The organism is Cytobacillus sp. T106 (assembly GCF_040492155.1).
Classification (GTDB): Bacteria; Bacillota; Bacilli; order Bacillales; family Cytobacillaceae; genus Bacillus_AB; species Bacillus_AB infantis.
Genome location: NZ_JBEUMK010000021.1, coordinates 41852 through 60167, shown reverse-complemented (window position 1 = coordinate 60167; position 18316 = coordinate 41852). Strand labels below are relative to the sequence as shown.

Genomic DNA, 18316 nt, shown 5'->3' with positions numbered 1-18316 from the left:
GCACTGAAGCGACTTAACTATAATAACATTTTAATCAGTCACCGTCAACACTTTTTTTCAAGTGTTTTTTCAGGCTGTCCTCAAATGTGATTTGCTGACTTGATTGATTATAGCAGGATATCAGGTGCTTTACAAGGACTTTTTTATATTCCTATCAATCTTCATACAATCGTCAGGTCAGTGATCATCTTCACCTAAAAACAAAGCCGGCATCTGCCGGCTTCTATAAAACTTCCTCAATATATAGATGTCTGCTGCTTTCCAGGCGGAGGATTTCATCTGTTGCGATGATTTTAATCATCGGCCGCGTCGGATGCTGTTCTTCAATAAAGAGTATTTCAGCTCTTCTTCCATCTGATAGAATGACTCTGCTTCCGATAGAGAAGGTGATGAGTCCTGCCCCCAGTGCCTGGATGGCCTGGAGATCATATTTCCCAAAATCATCCTGCATCATCATCTCAAGCACTTTAAATGGGGAACGCTTGAGACGGTACTGCCTTTCAGATGTCATGGCATGGAAGGTGTCTGCAACTGCTATAATTTTGGCGATAGGATGGATCTTATCTGATTCCCCGAACGGATATCCGCTGCCATCCAGCCTTTCGTGATGCTGGAACACGGCAACCTTGGTGCTTTCCCTTAAGAGCGGCAGGTTTTGGATCATTTTATAGCTGTAGGCGCAGTGGTTTTTGATTTCATTGAATTCGCTTTGGGTCAATGAAGTCTTTTTATTGATGATAGCAGGGCTGATTTTTGCCATCCCGCAGTCAGCAAGACAGCCAGCTAATGCAATCTGGACAATGTCCCCCTTGCTGTAGTTGAGTTTTTTTCCGATAAAGGCGCTCAAAAGCCCTACTGCAATCGGATGCTGATAAAGGTAGTCGGCTTTTGTGGAAAAGTGATAGAGCGAAAATAGTTCTGCCGGATTGGTTTCCGTAGCTTCGATAAGCGGAATCAGGATGCTTCTGATTTTCGAGATATCTATCTGCATGCCTGACTGCCAGGCAGTGAATTCCTTTTTAAAGTCCTGAACAGACCTCAGGAACAAGTCAGCACCCTTTAGGGAGGTATTCACCTGGCTGGATGGGCTGCTGTCCTTTTCTTCATCTGCCCCCATTCCATAAGGATAGAACGGCATGCCATCAGAGAGAGTCTTCTCCACTGCGGCATCTTCGATGAAGAATGCCTTCATCACTTCAAGCAATTCTGCTGTCAGGACTGTTTTCTTTTTGATGATCGGACGGTTTGTCAGACTGAAGATATCCTCAGCCAGTATGCATCCTTCTTGCAGGTCATTTAGATTTACACGCACAAGCTGCACCCCAATTAAGTCTTTTTTACTATTTTACTTTATTTTGCCAAAAAAAAGGAACACAAAATTTGTGTTCCTCTCAATTCTTGATTATTCATTTTCATCTTCGGATGGAGCCTCTGCAGTTTCTTCAGCAGTTTCAGCATCCAGAATTTCTTCTTCAGCCAGGGCCTCTTCAAGCTTTTCTTCTTCTTTTTCGACCTTGGCGACGGTTGCGACATATTCACCTTCGCTGTCATTGATGCGGATCAGCCTTACACCTTGTGTGTTCCGGCCCATCGTAGATATATCTCCGACCGCCATGCGGATAAGCACGCCGCCTGTTGTGATCAGCATGATGTCTTCTTCGCCTGTGACCACTTTAACTGCCACAATTGTTCCGTTCTTATCAGTGATATTGCCTGTCTTGATTCCTTTTCCGCCTCTGCCCTGGACGCGGTATTCCATCTCAGGGGTCCTTTTTCCATAGCCTTTCTTTGTGACCATGAGGATCTCTGAGTTTTCCTCGAGCACTTCCATTCCGACCACTTCATCATCGCTGTCCAGGGTAATCCCTTTGACGCCGGTGGCGGTACGGCCCATGGATCTGACATCTGTTTCAGGGAAACGGATCAGCTGCCCGTTTTTCGTGCCGATGATGATTTCCTTGCTGCCGTCTGTGAGGCGGACGGAAATCAGTTCATCGCCTTCACGCAGGTTCAGTGCGATCAGGCCGTTGTTGCGGATATTTCCGAATGAAGTAAGCGGGGAACGCTTTGAGATACCTTCTTTCGTTGTGAAGAACAGGAACCATTCGTCCACAAACTCTTCAACCGGAATGACGGCATTTACCCACTCATCTTTATTGATGCCAAGCAGGTTGATGATCGGGATCCCTTTGGCCGTACGGCTGAATTCAGGGATCTCGTATCCTTTGGCACGGTACACCTTCCCTTTGTTCGTGAAGAAAAGAAGGGTATTGTGGGTGGACGTTGTGATCAGGTGCTCAACAAAATCGTCCTCATTGGTTCCCATTCCCTGGATTCCGCGGCCTCCGCGCTTCTGGGCCCGGTAGGTCGATACAGGAAGGCGCTTGACATACCCGTTATGCGTGAGTGTAATGACGATGTTTTCACGCGGGATCAGGTCTTCATCCTCTATCTGTTCAATACCGCCTGATACAATTTCTGTGCGGCGCTCGTCATTGAAGCGCTCCTTGATTTCTGTAAGCTCTTCTCGGATGATTTCAAGCACCTTTTCCTCGTCTGCAAGGATTGCCTCCAGCTCGGCAATCAACTTAACAAGGCTCTGGTATTCATCTTCGATCTTCTCGCGCTCAAGGCCTGTCAGGCGCTGCAGTCGCATATCGAGGATGGCCTGTGCCTGCTTATCGGATAATTCAAATTGAGTCATGAGCCCTTCTCTGGCAATCTCAGTTGTCTGAGAGCTGCGGATCAGGCTGATGACTTCATCCAGATGGTCAAGCGCGATGCGCAGGCCCTCAAGGATATGAGCCCTTGCCTGGGCTTTCCTCAGCTCGAATTCCGTCCTGCGGCGGATGACTACCTGCTGGTGGTCCAGATAATATTTCAGGCATTGCTTCAGGTTCAGAACCTTCGGCTGGCCATCGACAAGTGCGAGCATATTGATGCCGAAGCTCGTCTGCAGGGCCGTCAGCTTATATAAATTGTTAAGGATGACACTTGCGTTGGCATCCTTGCGGACCTCGATGACAATCCTCATCCCGTTCCGGTCGGACTCATCCCTTAAGTCAGTGATGCCGTCGACCTTTTTGTCGCGGACAAGCTCGGCGATTTTTTCGATGAGCCTGGCTTTATTGACCTGGTAAGGGATTTCATGGACGATGATCGTCTCTTTGCCGTTTGATTTTGTCTCGATATCCACCTTTGCCCGAAGCGTGATGGAGCCGCGGCCTGTTTCGTAAGCCTTGCGGATTCCGCTGCGGCCAAGGATCATGCCGGCTGTCGGGAAGTCGGGGCCAGGGATGATTTCCATCAGCTCCTGAATGGTGATATCAGGCTCCTGGCTTATTGCAAGTACGCCGTCAATGATTTCCCCAAGCTGGTGCGGAGGGATGTTGGTTGCCATCCCTACGGCAATCCCGGTGGTTCCGTTCACAAGCAGGTTAGGAAACCTGGCCGGCAGGACAACCGGCTCTCTTTCTTCGCCGTCATAGTTATCCTGATAATCAATCGTATCTTTATTAATGTCACGGAGAAGCTCCATGGAGATTTTGGACATACGGGATTCTGTATAACGCATGGCTGCTGCAGCGTCGCCATCAACAGAACCGAAGTTGCCGTGTCCATCGACGAGCATATAGCGGTAGTTAAAATCCTGCGCCATCCGGACCATTGTTTCATAAACGGCAGAGTCGCCGTGCGGATGGTATTTACCTATAACATCGCCGACAATCCTGGCAGATTTTTTATAAGGCTTGTCTGAGTGCATGCCAAGGTCATGCATCGCGTATAAAATACGGCGGTGCACCGGCTTTAGTCCATCACGGACATCGGGCAGCGCCCTTGAAACGATTACACTCATGGCATAGTCAAGAAACGAAGACCTCATTTCCTGGCTTATATTTATTTCTGTTACACGGGAACTAGGCGTCTCAGCCATAGAAGGTACCTCCTTATAGGAACATCGCAAGGCGTTTCAGCTCAATAGAGCCGGTGGCGCCTGGTGCCATAACATTTATCGAAGTTCATATGCCGCCGCAGAGCCCGAAGGAGGACTGGCAGCATTTTTGGAAAAAGGGACTCCCCGGCAGATATCATAATCAGCCGGAAAAAGAGCCATGATATAAAAAGCAGGATAGAGGGCGTCATTCTATCCTGTCCTGAAAATTAGATGTCGAGGTTTTTAACGTATACCGCGTTATCCTCGATGAACTGCCTGCGCGGCTCAACTTTGTCGCCCATAAGGATTTCGAATGTTTCATCGGCTTCGATTGCATCTTCAAGGCTGACCTGAAGGAGCGTCCTGGTGCCTGGGTCCATTGTTGTTTCCCAAAGCTGCTCAGGATTCATTTCCCCAAGACCCTTGTAGCGCTGGATATTCGGTTTCGGAGCCTTCGGAAGCTCTTCGAAGATCTGATCAAGCTGCTTATCATTATAGGCATATTCCACCCGCTTGCCCTGCTGGACCTTATATAGCGGCGGCTGAGCGATATAGATATAGCCTGCTTCAATGATCTGCCTCATATAGCGGTAGAAGAACGTCAGGAGCAGTGTCCGGATATGGGCACCATCGACGTCTGCATCGGTCATGATGACAATTTTATGATAACGTGCCTTGGAAATTTCAAAGTCATCGCCAATCCCTGTACCGGCAGCCGTTATGATGGCCCGTACCTCGTTATTGGAGAGGATCTTATCCAGGCGGGCTTTTTCAACATTGAGGATTTTACCCCTCAGAGGAAGGATGGCCTGGAAGTGGCGGTCACGGCCCTGCTTGGCGGATCCTCCGGCAGAGTCACCCTCAACGATGTACAGTTCACTGATGGAAGGGTCCTTTGAAGAGCAGTCTGCCAATTTACCCGGCAGGCTTGATACCTCCAGAGCACTCTTTCTTCTTGTCAGCTCGCGGGCTTTTTTCGCAGCAAGCCTCGCCCTTGCAGCCATCAGCCCTTTTTCTACAACCTTCCGGGCAACCTGCGGGTTTTCCATCAGGAATTTTTCGAAATGGTCTGAGAAGAACGTGTCAGTGACTGTCCTTACTTCCGAGTTGCCAAGCTTCGTTTTTGTCTGCCCCTCGAACTGGGGATCCGGATGCTTGATCGAGACGATTGCTGTGAGCCCTTCACGGACATCCTCTCCGGACAAATTGGCATCACTGTCTTTGAAGATGCCATTTTTCCTGGCATAGTCATTGATCACCCTCGTCAGGGCTGTCTTAAAGCCGGACTCATGGGTTCCGCCTTCATATGTGTGGATGTTATTGGCATAAGAATAAATATTGCCAGTAAAGCCGTCATTATACTGGATGGCAACCTCGACGGTGATGCCTTCCTTTTCGCCTTCAATATAGATCGGTTCTTCGTGGAGGACTTCCTTCGTCCTGTTGAGATGCTCAACATAGGACTTGATTCCGCCTTCATAGAAATACTCGCTCTTTTTATTTTCGGCGCGCTTGTCTTCAATTGTGATTTTCAGGCCGCGGTTCAGGAAAGCCAGCTCCCGAATCCGGTTTGCCAGTATTTCATATTCGTATTCAAGCGTTTCGGTGAAGATTTCGCCATCAGGCTTGAAGTGGATCGTTGTCCCGGTTTCTTCTGCTTCCCCGATGACTTTCAGATCCGCAGCAGGGACGCCGCGTTCGAACTTCTGGTAATGAAGCTTGCCGTCACGGCGGACAAATACCTCAAGCTCTGTTGACAGGGCATTCACGACAGAGGCGCCAACACCATGCAGACCGCCGGAAACTTTGTATCCGCCGCCGCCGAATTTACCGCCGGCATGCAGGACGGTCATGATGACCTCGACTGCCGGGCGGCCCATTTTCTCATGGATGCCGACCGGAATTCCGCGCCCGTCATCCACTACCGTGATGCTGTTATCTTTTTCAATGATGACATTGATTTCTGAACAATATCCGGCCAGGGCTTCATCTATACTGTTATCAACGATTTCCCAGACTAGATGGTGCAACCCTTTGCTGCTTGTTGAACCGATATACATCCCCGGACGCTTCCGGACTGCTTCGAGCCCTTCCAGAACCTGTATCTGATTCTCATCATACGATTGCTCCTGAATAGCCTTTTCCTCCATTGACACATCGATCACCTACACTTTCCATTTGCATTACTCGCTTTATTGCACAGTGAAAATCTATAAGAAAACCTGAAATTAGCTGCCAGGCACAGGGCCCCGCTTCCAAGTTGATATTTTTAAAATTCCTGAACAGTCAATTTATAAGAGCGTTTCTTCAATGTTCCGGAGGCTAGGGGGGAATAATAGACTTTATCGCCAGTGACTACGATAGACTTGAAGGATCCTTTGGAGAGGTTGACGACCTGGTCGTGCTGCTGAAGGAACTCTTCAATGTATTTGGATGAGCTGACGCTTTGTTTGTCAATGATGGCGATAATATCCCTTGTTCTGACAAGTATGTCTTCTCCTATGTGGACGTACACACGATCACCTCACTGGATTTTTTTCAGCGTACCTGCCTCCACCTCGAATGCAGCTGCCTCTTTCAGCGTCTGATGGTCGATCCCGTCGACGCTTGTTGTCGTCACAAAGGTCTGCACTTTGCCCTGGATCGTGTTCAGCAGGTGGGACTGCCTGTAATCATCCAGCTCTGACAGTACATCATCAAGCAGGAGAATGGGGTATTCGCCGATTTCAGAGTGGATCAGCTCGATTTCCGCCAATTTCAGAGAAAGGGCGGTCGTCCTCTGCTGGCCCTGGGAGCCGAATGTCTGGACATCCCTGCCATTTACATAAAAAGCCAGATCATCCCGGTGGGGGCCAAACATGGTGACTCCCCGGTCAATTTCCCGTCCTCTGACTTTTTCAAATTTTTCCTGGTATACCTCTATCATTTTCGACAATTCCTGGCCATCTGATACATCCGCAGACGGCTTATACTCAATCTTCAGGGTCTCAAGGCCCCTTGATATGCCTTCATGGATCGGCATTGCCCATTTTTGGAGGAGCTTAAGGAATTCGAAGCGCTTCGCCACGATCCTCGCCGACATCTCAATGAACTGCTCCGTCAGGATTTCCAGCATCGCCTGATCGGTCTGCTTCCTTGTCTGCAGAAGCTTCAGGTAGTGGTTCCGCTGCTGGAGGATTTTATTGTATTGGCCGACATCGTGCAAATAAACCGGCGATACCTGGCCGATTTCCATATCAATAAAGCGGCGTCTGACCTGGGGGCTCCCTTTGACAAGGTGGAGATCCTCAGGAGCAAACATCACTACATTCATATTCCCGACATATTGGCTCAATCTCTGCTGCTCAATATGGTTGCACTTCGCCTTTTTCCCCTTTTTGGAAATGACGAGCTGCATCGGCAAAGGTCCATGATTTTTGCGGACCCTTCCTTCTATTTTAGCATAATCCTCATCCCACCGTATAAGTTCTTTATCATTTGACGTCCGGTGGGACTTCGCCATTGCCAGCACATAGATGGATTCCATGACATTCGTCTTGCCCTGGGCATTCTGGCCGATTATGACATTCACTTTATCTTCAAACTGAACCTCAAGCGATTCATAGTTCCGGTAATTCCTTAAGAGCAACTGCTCAATAAACATAGGCCATACATCCTTTTAGCATCTGCTACTCTGTCACCCGGAAGGCGCCGATGCCCGGTATTTCCACCTTGTCGCCGGAACGGAGCTTCCTTCCCCGCCTTTGATCCTGTTCATCATTAACAAACACTTCGTATTCACCCAGGAACCATTTCGCCATTCCGCCGGTCTGGATGAGATCGGCCACCTGAAGGAACTGGCCCAGTGTGATATATTCCGTTGAGATTTGGATATCCGTCATTTGATCCACTCTTTCATTTTCCAGCCAAGCTCCTAAAAGGGGGGCGGAAATTATTTTAAAGCGTGATCCCGGACATATAGTTCCGGAGAATTCTGAAGGGAAGAATTTCAGTCTGGCCGATTCTTTCCCAATACTTTATTTTACTAAAAAATCGCACCATTTACAAAGAAAAGAGGAAATTTTTATGTGCCAGTTACTGGTGTCCGATTCTCCGTTAAAGCAAAAAAACCGCCGTCAGGCAGTTTTTTCGCAATAGTTTACAGGAAGTGACGGATTAATAAGTCCTTACCGGCAGAATCAGCTGGAGGATTGATTCATCATTCATCGGGCGGATGACGAACGGCCTCATAGCTCCTGTGAAGCTGACTTTGATTTCAGTTCCTTCGAGGGCCTTCAAGGCATCCATCATATATTTTGCACTGAAGGAAATTTTCAAGTCTTCTCCCTCTATGAACTGGCTTTGTACTTCCTCCACTACTTTTCCGATTTCCGGTGTATTGGAGGATATTTCAACCACACCATCCTCGATGGTAGAGAATTTCACGACATTGTTTCTCCCTTCCCTTGCCAGCAGGGAAGCTCGGTCGATCGCCTGCAGGAATTCCTTCGTCTGCACGCCAATCTCCGTCTTGCTTTCATTCGGGATCAGTCTTGTGGTATCAGGATAGTTCCCTTCAAGCAGCCTTGAGAAGAATAAAAGATTTTCAGCTTTGAAGAGCACCTGATTTTCTGTAATAACGATATCGATCAGGTCATTATTGTCATCGAGGATTTTGCTCAGCTCGCTCAGGCTTTTGCCTGGAATGACTACATTATAGGATTCGTTTGCTTCTGTTTCGACCTTTGCTTTCCTTAGCGCAAGCCTGTGGCTGTCTGTTGCAATACAGGTCAGCTCGGCATCTTCCACCTTCCAGTTTACACCTGTCAAGATAGGGCGTGTTTCTGAGGTGGACACTGCAAAGACTGTCTGGCGGACCATTGCCTTCAAGAGGTCGGTCGGGATGCGGAAGATCTTTTCTTCAGACAGCTGCGGCAGATGCGGATATTCTTCAGCATCCAGGCCGTTCAGGTTAAATTCGGATTTGCCCGAGCGGATTACGGTCTGCAGGTGGTTTTGCACATCGATCTCGACTTTGTCTGTAGGCAGCTTTTTTACGATTTCACTGAAAAACTTTGCCTGCAGTACGATGGAGCCGGTTCTTGAGATTTCAACAATTTCATTGCCATCGGATTCTTTCGGGATGAAAGATTCAATGGAAATATCGGAGTCGCTGCCTGTTAAGGTAACCCCTTCCTCTGATGCGACAATTTTTATTCCTGTTAGGATCGGGATCGTCGTTCTGCTTGTCACGGCTTTCATGACATCCTGGACACTTTGGACTAATGAATCGCGCTGAATTTGAAATTTCATTTTTATCCTCCGGATTGGCATATTTTTTTACTGGCTGAATATATATATATTTTGTTTTAAAAGATAGTAATAGTACTAGTAGGGCCTGTTAGTATGTGGATAACTCCATTTTTGAAAGGAAACACAGCCTATCCACATGTGGACAGACTGTGTGCAAAGTATAAAAAGTTATTCACATTTCTTCTAAACTTTCAACAGCTCATTCAATTCCTTCAGCTGCTTCTGGAGCTGCGGATCTGTCTGGAGCAGCTTTGAAATCTTCTCATGAGCATGGATCACAGTTGTATGGTCGCGCCCGCCAAATTCCTCGCCAATTTTAGGCAGGGAAAAATCAGTCAGCTCCCTGGAGAGGTACATCGCAATCTGCCGCGGGAAAGCAACAGACTTTGTCCTCTTCTTTGCCTTGAAATCCTCAAGCTTTACACTGTAATGCTCCCCGACCGTTTTCTGGATCTCATGAATCGTGATGACCTTCGGCTTGGAGCTTGGGATGATGTCCCTCAATGCTTCTGCTGCCAGATCGGCGTTGATATCCTTATTGATTAAAGAAGAATAAGCTACTACGCGTATAAGTGCACCTTCGAGTTCCCGGATATTTGAATCGATCTGATTGGCAATATAAAGCATGACTTCATTCGGGATATCAAGCCCTTCAGCTTTTGCTTTCTTTCGCAGGATGGCAATCCTTGTTTCCAGATCCGGCGGTGTGATATCGGTAATGAGCCCCCACTCAAACCGGGAGCGGAGACGGTCTTCAAGCGTCGGAATCTCTTTTGGAGGCCGGTCACTGGAAATGACAATCTGCTTGCTTTCTTCATGCAGTGTATTGAATGTATGGAAAAATTCTTCCTGGGTCTGTTCTTTTCCGGCCAGGAACTGAATATCGTCAATTAAGAGAACATCGACATTTCGATATTTATTGCGGAAATCGACAGCTTTGTTGTCGCGGATGCTGTTGATGAACTCATTCGTAAATTTCTCGGAAGACAAATAAACCACTTTAGCAGCTGGATTATGATCTTGTACATAATGGCCGATCGCATGCATAAGGTGGGTTTTTCCCAGTCCGACTCCCCCATAGATGAACAGCGGGTTATAAGCTTTGGCAGGCGCTTCGGCTACTGCCAGTGAAGCTGCGTGGGCAAAGCGGTTGCCGGAGCCGATGACAAAGGTATCAAAGGTGTATTTTGGATTGAGCATATTTAAGGGAAGTTCAGGCTGGTCATCATCCTTTTTCCCTTTTTTCGGCGGGACCGGAAGATCAACCTCTTCTTCGCCCTGGTTCTGCGGAATAATGAATTTAACCCCCAGTTCCTCTCCCGTTATGTCGTAGAGAATCCCGGAAATCAGCTGCGAATAGCGTTCTTCCAGCCAATCGCGCGCAAACTCATTCGGTGCCGTGATGATGAGCAGGTCTCCCTGGAGAGAATGTGCCTTGGTCGATTTCAGCCATGTGTCAAAGCTTGGCTTGCTGATTTTTTTTTCGATATTGGCCAGAGCATTATTCCAAAGATCCGCAATGTTTTCCAACAGGTATCCCTCCTTTTCTGTTAGTTTCGTCCAGCAGAACGATGGGTTATACAAGTTGTACAACCCTTATGTGATCTATATACGAAACTGTTTGTGTGGATAAAAATATAATAAGGAAACAATTCGGCATTTCGACATTTTCCCCGGATTGTGGACAAAGTTCATCAAAGCCTCTGAATAACCTGTCCACATGTTATCCACAATCTGTGGATAAGGAAGTTATGCACAATATTTATTAAGTGTGAAAACACAACTATAATATCAAATAATAGTAAGCCATGCAATGGTTTTTAATGCTTTATCCACAAAGCCGGATTCCTGTGCATATTAATTGTCCACAAGCAGTTAGTCTGTTAAAAACTTGTCATATCCCCTGTGGATAGTGAAAATCTTGTCGAAAATTTATCCACAAAAGCCGTTAAAAGCAGGAAGCAGGAAAATTTAACAGCAGCTAATTTAAAAAAGGGTCGTGACATTCAGTCGGAAAAAAGGTAAAATTTCAAAGGTAGCAAAATGGACGTCCGGATCTTCTGGACGGACAATCAAACAGACGATATGCAGACTTAATGATATAAATGATGCCGGAAGGCTTTTTCGATCATGGAAAACGGAATGAAGAGTTGACAATTATTCGGGTATCTTTGTATAATCAATAAGACTGTCTTTTACTGTTATCCTCAGGGAGGTGTAATATAATGAAAAGAACGTTCCAACCGAACAAAAGAAAAAGAAGCAAAGTTCATGGTTTCCGCTCTCGTATGAGCAGTGCAAACGGACGCAAGGTTTTAGCGCGCCGCCGTCAAAAGGGAAGAAAAGTATTATCTGCTTAGGCCACTGAAACGTCAGTGGTCTTTTTTCCTTTTTGAAAAGATAATGGATCCGGCTTCTTATAGAAGGGGCCGGTTGTGGTTATAAAGGTAAAGGGATCCTTTTTGGATTGCGGCAGGCTGCCGATCGGCTGCCTGCCCGCTCTTTTCCTTAAAGGATGAATGACAGAGCTTTCTAAGATTGAGGAGTAAATGGCATGAAAAAAGAGTTCAGAGTCAAAAAGAATAAAGAATTTCAGGAAGCCTTTAAAAAAGGAAAGTCATTTGCTAACCGTCAATTTGTTATATATGCATTGAAGAAAACGGGGCAGGAGCACTTCCGCATCGGCCTTTCCGTCAGCAAAAAGATCGGCAATGCAGTGGTCCGGAACCAAATCAAAAGATATGTCCGCCAGGCATTTCATGAGCTGGATGCTTCCATACATAATGAGTATGACTATGTCATCATCGCCAGGAAGCCTGTGGCCGATATGGGATTCCATGAGATCAAAAACAGTCTCTCCCACGTCCTGAAAGTCGGCAAGGTCCTTCGGGGGCCCGGGCACCATCGGGACCGGCAAAAGCCTGAATAAAGTTCATGAATTTTAAAGCGCTTGCGCCTGAAAAATGGTAGAATATCACCGTAGCGCCTATATTGTCCTGCAGCCGGGACGGACAGGCCTATAGAAAAGAAGCATACAGGCAGCCAGGGTTTGGATCTGCCGCCCAAGGCCGGGAGTTGCACCTGGTTTTTCTTATAATAAATATGAAAAGCAGCAAGGGAGGATAAACGTTGAAGAAGCGAATATTTCTTGTATTCGGATTGATTTTCCTAATGGCTCTTTTGACGGGATGTACTGAAGTCAATAAGCCGATTACCTCTGAAAGTGAAGGCTTTTGGAATGAGTATATTGTTTACCCGCTTTCTATGTTCATCGTAAAAGTAGCTGAAACGCTCGGGGGCAGCTATGGGCTTGCCATCATCGTGGTGACCCTGATCATCCGCCTTTTGATTCTGCCGCTGATGATCAAGCAGACAAAAAGCTCGAAGGCCATGCAGGCCCTCCAGCCTGAAATGCAGAAGCTGAGAGAGAAATACAGCAGTAAAGACCAGAAGACACAGCAAAAGCTGCAGCAGGAAACCATGGCTCTTTTCCAGCAGCATGGCGTCAACCCGCTGGCAGGCTGTTTCCCGCTCATCGTTCAGATGCCGATCCTGATCGGTTTCTATCATGCCATTTCACGCACACGCGAAATTGCGAACCATGACTTCCTTTGGTTTGATCTCGGTTCTCCGGATCCGATTTACCTGCTGCCGCTGATTGCCGGCGCAACGACTTTCATCCAGCAGAAGATCATGATGGCGGGGACTGCCAACCAGAATCCGCAGATGGCCATGATGCTCTGGATCATGCCGGTCATGATCATCGTATTTGCGATCAATTTCCCTGCAGCCCTGTCATTATACTGGGTTGTCGGTAACATCTTTATGATTGTCCAGACATATTTCATCAAAGGTCCGGATCTGAAAAAAGCAGCTGCCGGAAATGCGGGAGGAGCAAAGAAGTGAAAGAAGTGACTGCTACAGGACAATCCGTCGAAGCAGCAGTAGAATCCGCTTTAGCTCAATTGCAGACAACAAGAGACCGCACGGAAATCAGCATTGTTGAAGAAGGAAAAAAAGGTTTTTTCGGGATTTTCGGTTCCAGGCCTGCCGTTGTAAGGGCAGTTCTTAAGCCGGATCCGATTGAAGAAGCCGTCCAATTTTTAAAAAATATCGGCGAGAAAATGGGGGCACCCGTTGAAGTGGAAGTGCGCAGGGAAGGGAAAGAGGCAGAGCTTATCCTGTCCGGCGAAAAAATTGCCCTTTTCATCGGAAAAAGGGGCCAGACCCTGAACTCGCTCCAGTATCTGACCCAGCTTGTCGTCAATAAGTCTTCCGATTCTTATCTGAATGTGGTCCTTGATGCCGAGGACTACCGGAAGCGCCGGAATGATACGCTCATCCAGCTTGCCCAGCGGCTTGCCCAAAAGGCAGTCAAAACCGGCAAGGATGTGGCGCTTGAACCGATGCCTTCCTACGAAAGAAAAATCATTCATGCGGCACTGGCCGGTACGCGGAAAGTTAAAACGTACTCAAGCGGAGCCGATCCCAACCGCCATATTGTCATATCACCGGTGAAATAGCCGATGGAGCCTTATCCGACTGGATAGGGCTTTTTTTATGGAAAAAAAATGATTGGCAAAGGAATGCGGTCAATGATTCCGAAGTAGAATGCATATATTTCTTGTGCGGGGTCAGAGGTTCTTTAATAGAGGAACGGCTGCTTCAGCTTTTCTGTCCAGCGGCCGGAACACCGAGTCATAACCCATTCCTGAATATCAGGCAATGATGTGGCAGCCTCTTCAGCCATTTATGCTGTGGATAACATGTACGGCGATATTTGCGTCTGGTTTTATTGTTATTCACATGTGGATAAGTTAAAATAGAGCATAATAATGTATAGAGAATCGGGAAGCTTGTGGATAAGCGGGACAGGCTTGAGCAAATAATCTTTTTAATCAAAGGCTCTTGTGCTATTCTAGTTATTTGGGGCTTAAAATATTCGTTTTAATTATATAGATAGAAAACAGGAAATGAGGTGGCAGCAGGGTGGAGCTAGATACAATTGCAGCGATATCCACTCCGATGGGGGAAGGCGCAATCGCCATTGTCCGGCTGAGCGGTGATGAGGCATTCTCCATTGCAGACAAGCTATACAGGGGAGTTGGAGGAAAACGCATAAGTGATGCCGCTTCCCATACGATCCATTACGGCCATATCATCGATCCGAAAACCGGCCAGGTGGCAGAGGAAGTCATGGTATCGGTGATGAAGGGGCCAAAAACCTTCACAAAGGAAGATGTGGTTGAGATTAACTGCCATGGCGGGATTGTGTCAGTCAACCGGGTGCTGCAGCTCGTGCTGAATCATGGTGCCCGCCTCGCCGAGCCTGGTGAATTCACAAAGAGGGCGTTCCTGAACGGACGGATCGACCTTTCCCAGGCAGAAGCGGTGATGGATCTGATCCGGGCCAAAACAGACCGGGCGATGAATGTGGCGCTTGGCCAGATGGAAGGGCGACTTTCCAAGCTGGTAAAAAGGCTGCGGCAGGAGATCCTTGAAACATTGGCCCATATCGAGGTCAATATCGACTATCCGGAGTATGATGATGTCGAAGAAATGACCCATCAGCTTCTGCTCGAGAAGGCCGGCTTCGTTAAAGGAGAGATTGAGAAGCTCTTGAAGACTTCAGAGCAGGGGAAAATTCTCCGTGAAGGACTGTCGACAGTGATTGTCGGGAGGCCGAATGTCGGGAAATCGTCCCTGCTCAACAGCCTTGTGCATGAAAACAAGGCGATTGTAACGGATATACCGGGTACAACCCGTGATGTAATAGAAGAGTATGTAAACGTCAGGGGAGTTCCTTTGAGGCTCCTTGATACTGCCGGCATCCGGGAGACAGAGGATATTGTCGAGCGGATCGGTGTGGAAAGATCGCGACAGGTGCTGAAGGAGGCCGATCTGATTCTGCTGGTCGTCAACTATTCAGATGAGCTGTCGCAGGAAGATGAAAATCTCTTCAAAGTGGTAGAGGACATGGATGTTATCGTCATCGTCAATAAAACCGATCTTCCGCAGCAAATCGATATGGAGCGTGTGCGCGAGCTTGCGGCCGGGCATAGGCTTGTGACGACCTCCCTCCTTGAGGACCAGGGCGTCGATGAACTGGAGGAAAGCATTTCTTCGTTGTTCTTCGCCGGCAGCATTGAAGCGGGCGATATGACTTATGTGTCCAATACCCGCCATATCGCTTTGCTCAACCAGGCCCTGAACAGCATTGAGGAAGCACTGAACGGAGTAGATTTTGGAACGCCGATTGATATTATTCAGATAGATTTGACTAGAACTTGGGAGCTTTTGGGCGAGATTATCGGAGAAAGTGTCCATGACAGCTTGATCGATCAGCTTTTCTCCCAGTTTTGCCTTGGGAAATAATCCGGCAGGCGGGAAAACAGCCTGGAAAGAAGGAGGCAGCAGGAAACATGCAGTATGATGCAGGCAATTATGATGTCATTGTTATCGGTGCAGGACATGCAGGAGTCGAGGCCGGCCTGGCTGCGGGGCGGCTCGGCGCCAAGACACTTATGGTGACCATCAATCTTGATATGGTTGCTTTTATGCCGTGCAACCCTTCAGTCGGAGGTCCGGCAAAAGGGATCGTCGTCAGGGAAATAGATGCCCTCGGCGGTGAAATGGGCAAAAATATCGATAAAACCCATATCCAGATGAGGATGCTGAATACAGGAAAAGGGCCGGCTGTACGTGCGCTCAGGGCGCAGGCCGATAAATTCACTTATCAGCATGAAATGAAGAAAACGATCGAAAACGAACCGAATATCACACTGTTGCAGGGCATGGTTGAAAAACTGATCGTGGAAGACGGCGTCTGCAAAGGTGTTGTAACGATGACCGGCGCGGCATACAGCGCGAAGACGGTCGTCATTACCACCGGGACCTTCCTGCGCGGGGAAATCATTCTCGGCGAATTGAAATATTCCAGCGGCCCGAATAATCAGCAGCCGTCCATTAAGCTTTCGGAGCATCTGCAGGAGCTTGGCTTCGATATGGTCCGGTTCAAGACCGGGACGCCTCCGCGCGTGAACAGCCATACGATTGATTACAGCAAGACAGAGATCCAGCCCGGCGATGATGTGCCGCGGGCGTTCTCATATGAAACGACTAAATATATCACAGACCAGCTGCCATGCTGGCTTACCTATACAAATGAAACAACGCATAGTCTGATCGACGATAATCTGCACCGTTCGCCGATGTATTCAGGCATGATCAAAGGAACCGGGCCTCGCTATTGCCCTTCCATCGAAGATAAGGTGGTCCGCTTCAATGACAAGCCGCGCCATCAGATCTTCCTAGAGCCTGAAGGCCGGAATACGCAGGAAGTTTATGTGCAGGGGCTTTCCACAAGCCTGCCGGAGGATGTGCAGCAGAAGATCCTCCGCACAATTCCAGGCCTTGAAAATGTCCAGATGATGCGTGCCGGCTATGCGATTGAGTATGACAGCATTGTTCCGACCCAGCTTTGGCCGACATTGGAAACGAAGAAGGTCAAGAATCTTTATACCGCCGGGCAGATTAATGGAACCTCCGGATATGAGGAAGCAGCGGGACAGGGGCTTATGGCAGGAATCAATGCCGGCCTGAACGCGCTTGGCAAGGAAGAGCTTATCCTCAGCCGCTCTGATGCCTATATCGGTGTGCTGATCGATGATCTTGTCACAAAAGGGACGAATGAGCCTTACCGCCTCCTGACTTCCCGTGCGGAATACAGGCTGCTTCTCCGCCACGATAATGCCGATCTGCGCCTGACGGATGCAGGCCATAAGATCGGCCTGATCAGCGATGAAAGATACGGACGCTTCACAGAGAAAAAACAGGCGATCGAAGCGGAAAAAGAAAGGCTGCGTTCCATCATCATCAAGCCTTCTGCCGAAGTACAGGAAATGATCAAAAACCAGGGCGGAAGCGAGCTGAAGGACGGAATCCGTGCTTCAGACCTGCTTAAGCGCCCGGAAATGTCGTATGAGCATATCAAGCTTGCGGCGCCTGCCGACGCAGATTTGGACTTTGATGTGACAGAACAGGTCGAAATCCAGCTGAAGTATGAAGGTTATATCGAAAAATCCCTGCAGCAGGTCGAGCGCCTGAAGAAGATGGAAAACAAAAAGGTGCCGGAAAATATCGATTATGATGCGATCAACGGACTTGCTTCAGAGGCCCGCCAAAAGCTGAAGGAAGTACGTCCGCTGTCCATTGCGCAGGCTTCCCGGATATCCGGCGTCAATCCTGCCGATATCTCCATCCTGCTTGTATATCTTGAGCAAGGAAGGGTCGCCAGGGTTTCCAACAACTAATTACAGCTGCAGGAAAGGAATGGGCAATGAATACTGAACAATTCATCAAGATGCTGGAGGAGAAAGGGATTTCCCTTTCTCCAAGGCAGATTGATCAATACAATATTTATTATGAAACATTGGTTGAGTGGAATGAAAAAATGAACCTGACAGCTATAACAGACAAGCCTGAAGTCTATCTGAAGCACTTCTATGACTCTGTTTCCGCTGCCTTTTATTTTGATTTCTCCAAGCCCTTACATATTTGCGATGTAGGTGCAGGAGCGGGTTTCCCGAGCCTTCCGATCAAAATTGCATTCCCGGAAATCAGCGTGACGATCGTTGATTCATTGAATAAACGGATCAATTTCCTGGAGCATCTTGCAGGAAAGCTTGGCCTTGAAAACGTCCGTTTCGTCCATGACCGGGCGGAAACCTTCGGACAGAACAAGGAATACAGGGAAGCATTTGATGTTGTGACAGCCAGGGCTGTTGCCAGAATGTCGGTGCTGACTGAGCTTTGCCTTCCCCTTGCCAAGGTTGGCGGCCATTTTGTGGCCATGAAAGGGGCCAGCGCCCAGGATGAACTGGCTGCAGGCAAGAAAGCGATTACGATGCTTGGCGGCAAATTGGAGAATTCCCACTCCTTCCTTTTACCGGAAGAAGAAAGCGAGCGGAATATCTTTGTGATCCGGAAAGAGAAGCCGGCACCAAAGAAATTCCCAAGAAAACCGGGCACCCCTAATAAGAGCCCAATTGTAATTAGTTACTTTTGTCCCGGATTTATGGCATAATTTTT

Annotated in this window: 15 protein-coding genes; 7 read left to right on the top strand and 8 right to left on the bottom strand. The window is 48.0% G+C overall.

The genetic code is table 11. The features are described from left to right. Positions 1–223: 223 nt before the first annotated feature. The 8 genes from ABU165_RS23160 to dnaA all read right to left on the bottom strand — a co-directional run bounded on the left by ABU165_RS23160 (position 224) and on the right by dnaA (position 10756). Positions 224–1312, bottom strand: coding sequence for an HD-GYP domain-containing protein (locus ABU165_RS23160; protein ID WP_318061038.1), 1089 nt, complete (start codon positions 1310–1312; stop codon positions 224–226). Between the two features lie 90 nt (positions 1313–1402). Beyond that, positions 1403–3934: a DNA gyrase subunit A gene (gene gyrA / locus ABU165_RS23155; protein ID WP_318061037.1), complete on the bottom strand. Its 2532-nt coding sequence runs from the start codon at positions 3932–3934 to the stop codon at positions 1403–1405. A gap of 227 nt (positions 3935–4161) precedes the next feature. After that, positions 4162–6084: a DNA topoisomerase (ATP-hydrolyzing) subunit B gene (gene gyrB / locus ABU165_RS23150; protein ID WP_009791667.1), complete on the bottom strand. Its 1923-nt coding sequence runs from the start codon at positions 6082–6084 to the stop codon at positions 4162–4164. Positions 6085–6203: 119 nt separating this feature from the next. Next, on the bottom strand, positions 6204–6449 hold the full coding sequence (gene remB / locus ABU165_RS23145) for an extracellular matrix regulator RemB (RefSeq protein ID WP_009791668.1): 246 nt from the start codon (positions 6447–6449) through the stop codon (positions 6204–6206). 9 nt (positions 6450–6458) lie between these two features. Beyond that, complete coding sequence (recF, locus tag ABU165_RS23140) at positions 6459–7577, bottom strand: DNA replication/repair protein RecF (protein ID WP_318061036.1); 1119 nt, start codon at positions 7575–7577, stop codon at positions 6459–6461. A gap of 25 nt (positions 7578–7602) precedes the next feature. Continuing rightward, positions 7603–7815 (bottom strand): S4 domain-containing protein YaaA, encoded by a 213-nt coding sequence (gene yaaA, locus ABU165_RS23135; RefSeq protein ID WP_009791670.1) that lies wholly within the window; start codon positions 7813–7815, stop codon positions 7603–7605. 274 nt (positions 7816–8089) lie between these two features. Beyond that, on the bottom strand, positions 8090–9226 hold the full coding sequence (gene dnaN, locus ABU165_RS23130) for a DNA polymerase III subunit beta (protein WP_094767786.1): 1137 nt from the start codon (positions 9224–9226) through the stop codon (positions 8090–8092). Between the two features lie 183 nt (positions 9227–9409). Further along, on the bottom strand, positions 9410–10756 hold the full coding sequence (gene dnaA / locus ABU165_RS23125) for a chromosomal replication initiator protein DnaA (protein WP_022543190.1): 1347 nt from the start codon (positions 10754–10756) through the stop codon (positions 9410–9412). Between the two features lie 695 nt (positions 10757–11451). Between dnaA and rpmH the strand changes: the two genes are divergently transcribed. The 7 genes from rpmH (at position 11452) to rsmG (ending at position 18311) form a co-directional block, all read left to right on the top strand. Next, positions 11452–11586 (top strand): 50S ribosomal protein L34, encoded by a 135-nt coding sequence (gene rpmH / locus ABU165_RS23120; RefSeq protein ID WP_009796313.1) that lies wholly within the window; start codon positions 11452–11454, stop codon positions 11584–11586. 194 nt (positions 11587–11780) lie between these two features. Next, on the top strand, positions 11781–12155 hold the full coding sequence (gene rnpA / locus ABU165_RS23115) for a ribonuclease P protein component (protein WP_009796312.1): 375 nt from the start codon (positions 11781–11783) through the stop codon (positions 12153–12155). A 200-nt stretch (positions 12156–12355) separates the two neighbouring features. Then, positions 12356–13132: a YidC family membrane integrase SpoIIIJ gene (gene spoIIIJ / locus ABU165_RS23110; RefSeq protein WP_022544633.1), complete on the top strand. Its 777-nt coding sequence runs from the start codon at positions 12356–12358 to the stop codon at positions 13130–13132. Further along, positions 13129–13749: an RNA-binding cell elongation regulator Jag/EloR gene (gene jag / locus ABU165_RS23105; RefSeq protein WP_009796309.1), complete on the top strand. Its 621-nt coding sequence runs from the start codon at positions 13129–13131 to the stop codon at positions 13747–13749. The genes spoIIIJ and jag overlap by 4 nt, the downstream gene beginning before the upstream one ends. 466 nt (positions 13750–14215) lie before the next feature. Further along, positions 14216–15601, top strand: a complete 1386-nt coding sequence (mnmE, locus tag ABU165_RS23100) for a tRNA uridine-5-carboxymethylaminomethyl(34) synthesis GTPase MnmE (protein ID WP_101548483.1) — start codon at positions 14216–14218, stop codon at positions 15599–15601. Positions 15602–15648: 47 nt separating this feature from the next. After that, positions 15649–17538: a tRNA uridine-5-carboxymethylaminomethyl(34) synthesis enzyme MnmG gene (mnmG, locus tag ABU165_RS23095; RefSeq protein WP_009796307.1), complete on the top strand. Its 1890-nt coding sequence runs from the start codon at positions 15649–15651 to the stop codon at positions 17536–17538. A 26-nt stretch (positions 17539–17564) separates the two neighbouring features. Beyond that, positions 17565–18311: a 16S rRNA (guanine(527)-N(7))-methyltransferase RsmG gene (rsmG, locus tag ABU165_RS23090; RefSeq protein ID WP_318061035.1), complete on the top strand. Its 747-nt coding sequence runs from the start codon at positions 17565–17567 to the stop codon at positions 18309–18311. Positions 18312–18316 lie beyond the last annotated feature (5 nt).

Coding starts and splice junctions, on each gene's coding strand:
- gyrA (WP_318061037.1), bottom strand. CDS start 3,934: ATGGCTGAGACGCCTAGTTCCCGTGTAACAGAAATAAATATAAGCCAG.
- gyrB (WP_009791667.1), bottom strand. CDS start 6,084: ATGGAGGAAAAGGCTATTCAGGAGCAATCGTATGATGAGAATCAGATA.
- recF (WP_318061036.1), bottom strand. CDS start 7,577: ATGTTTATTGAGCAGTTGCTCTTAAGGAATTACCGGAACTATGAATCG.
- yaaA (WP_009791670.1), bottom strand. CDS start 7,815: ATGACGGATATCCAAATCTCAACGGAATATATCACACTGGGCCAGTTC.
- dnaN (WP_094767786.1), bottom strand. CDS start 9,226: ATGAAATTTCAAATTCAGCGCGATTCATTAGTCCAAAGTGTCCAGGAT.
- rpmH (WP_009796313.1), top strand. CDS start 11,452: ATGAAAAGAACGTTCCAACCGAACAAAAGAAAAAGAAGCAAAGTTCAT.
- rnpA (WP_009796312.1), top strand. CDS start 11,781: ATGAAAAAAGAGTTCAGAGTCAAAAAGAATAAAGAATTTCAGGAAGCC.
- mnmG (WP_009796307.1), top strand. CDS start 15,649: ATGCAGTATGATGCAGGCAATTATGATGTCATTGTTATCGGTGCAGGA.
- rsmG (WP_318061035.1), top strand. CDS start 17,565: ATGAATACTGAACAATTCATCAAGATGCTGGAGGAGAAAGGGATTTCC.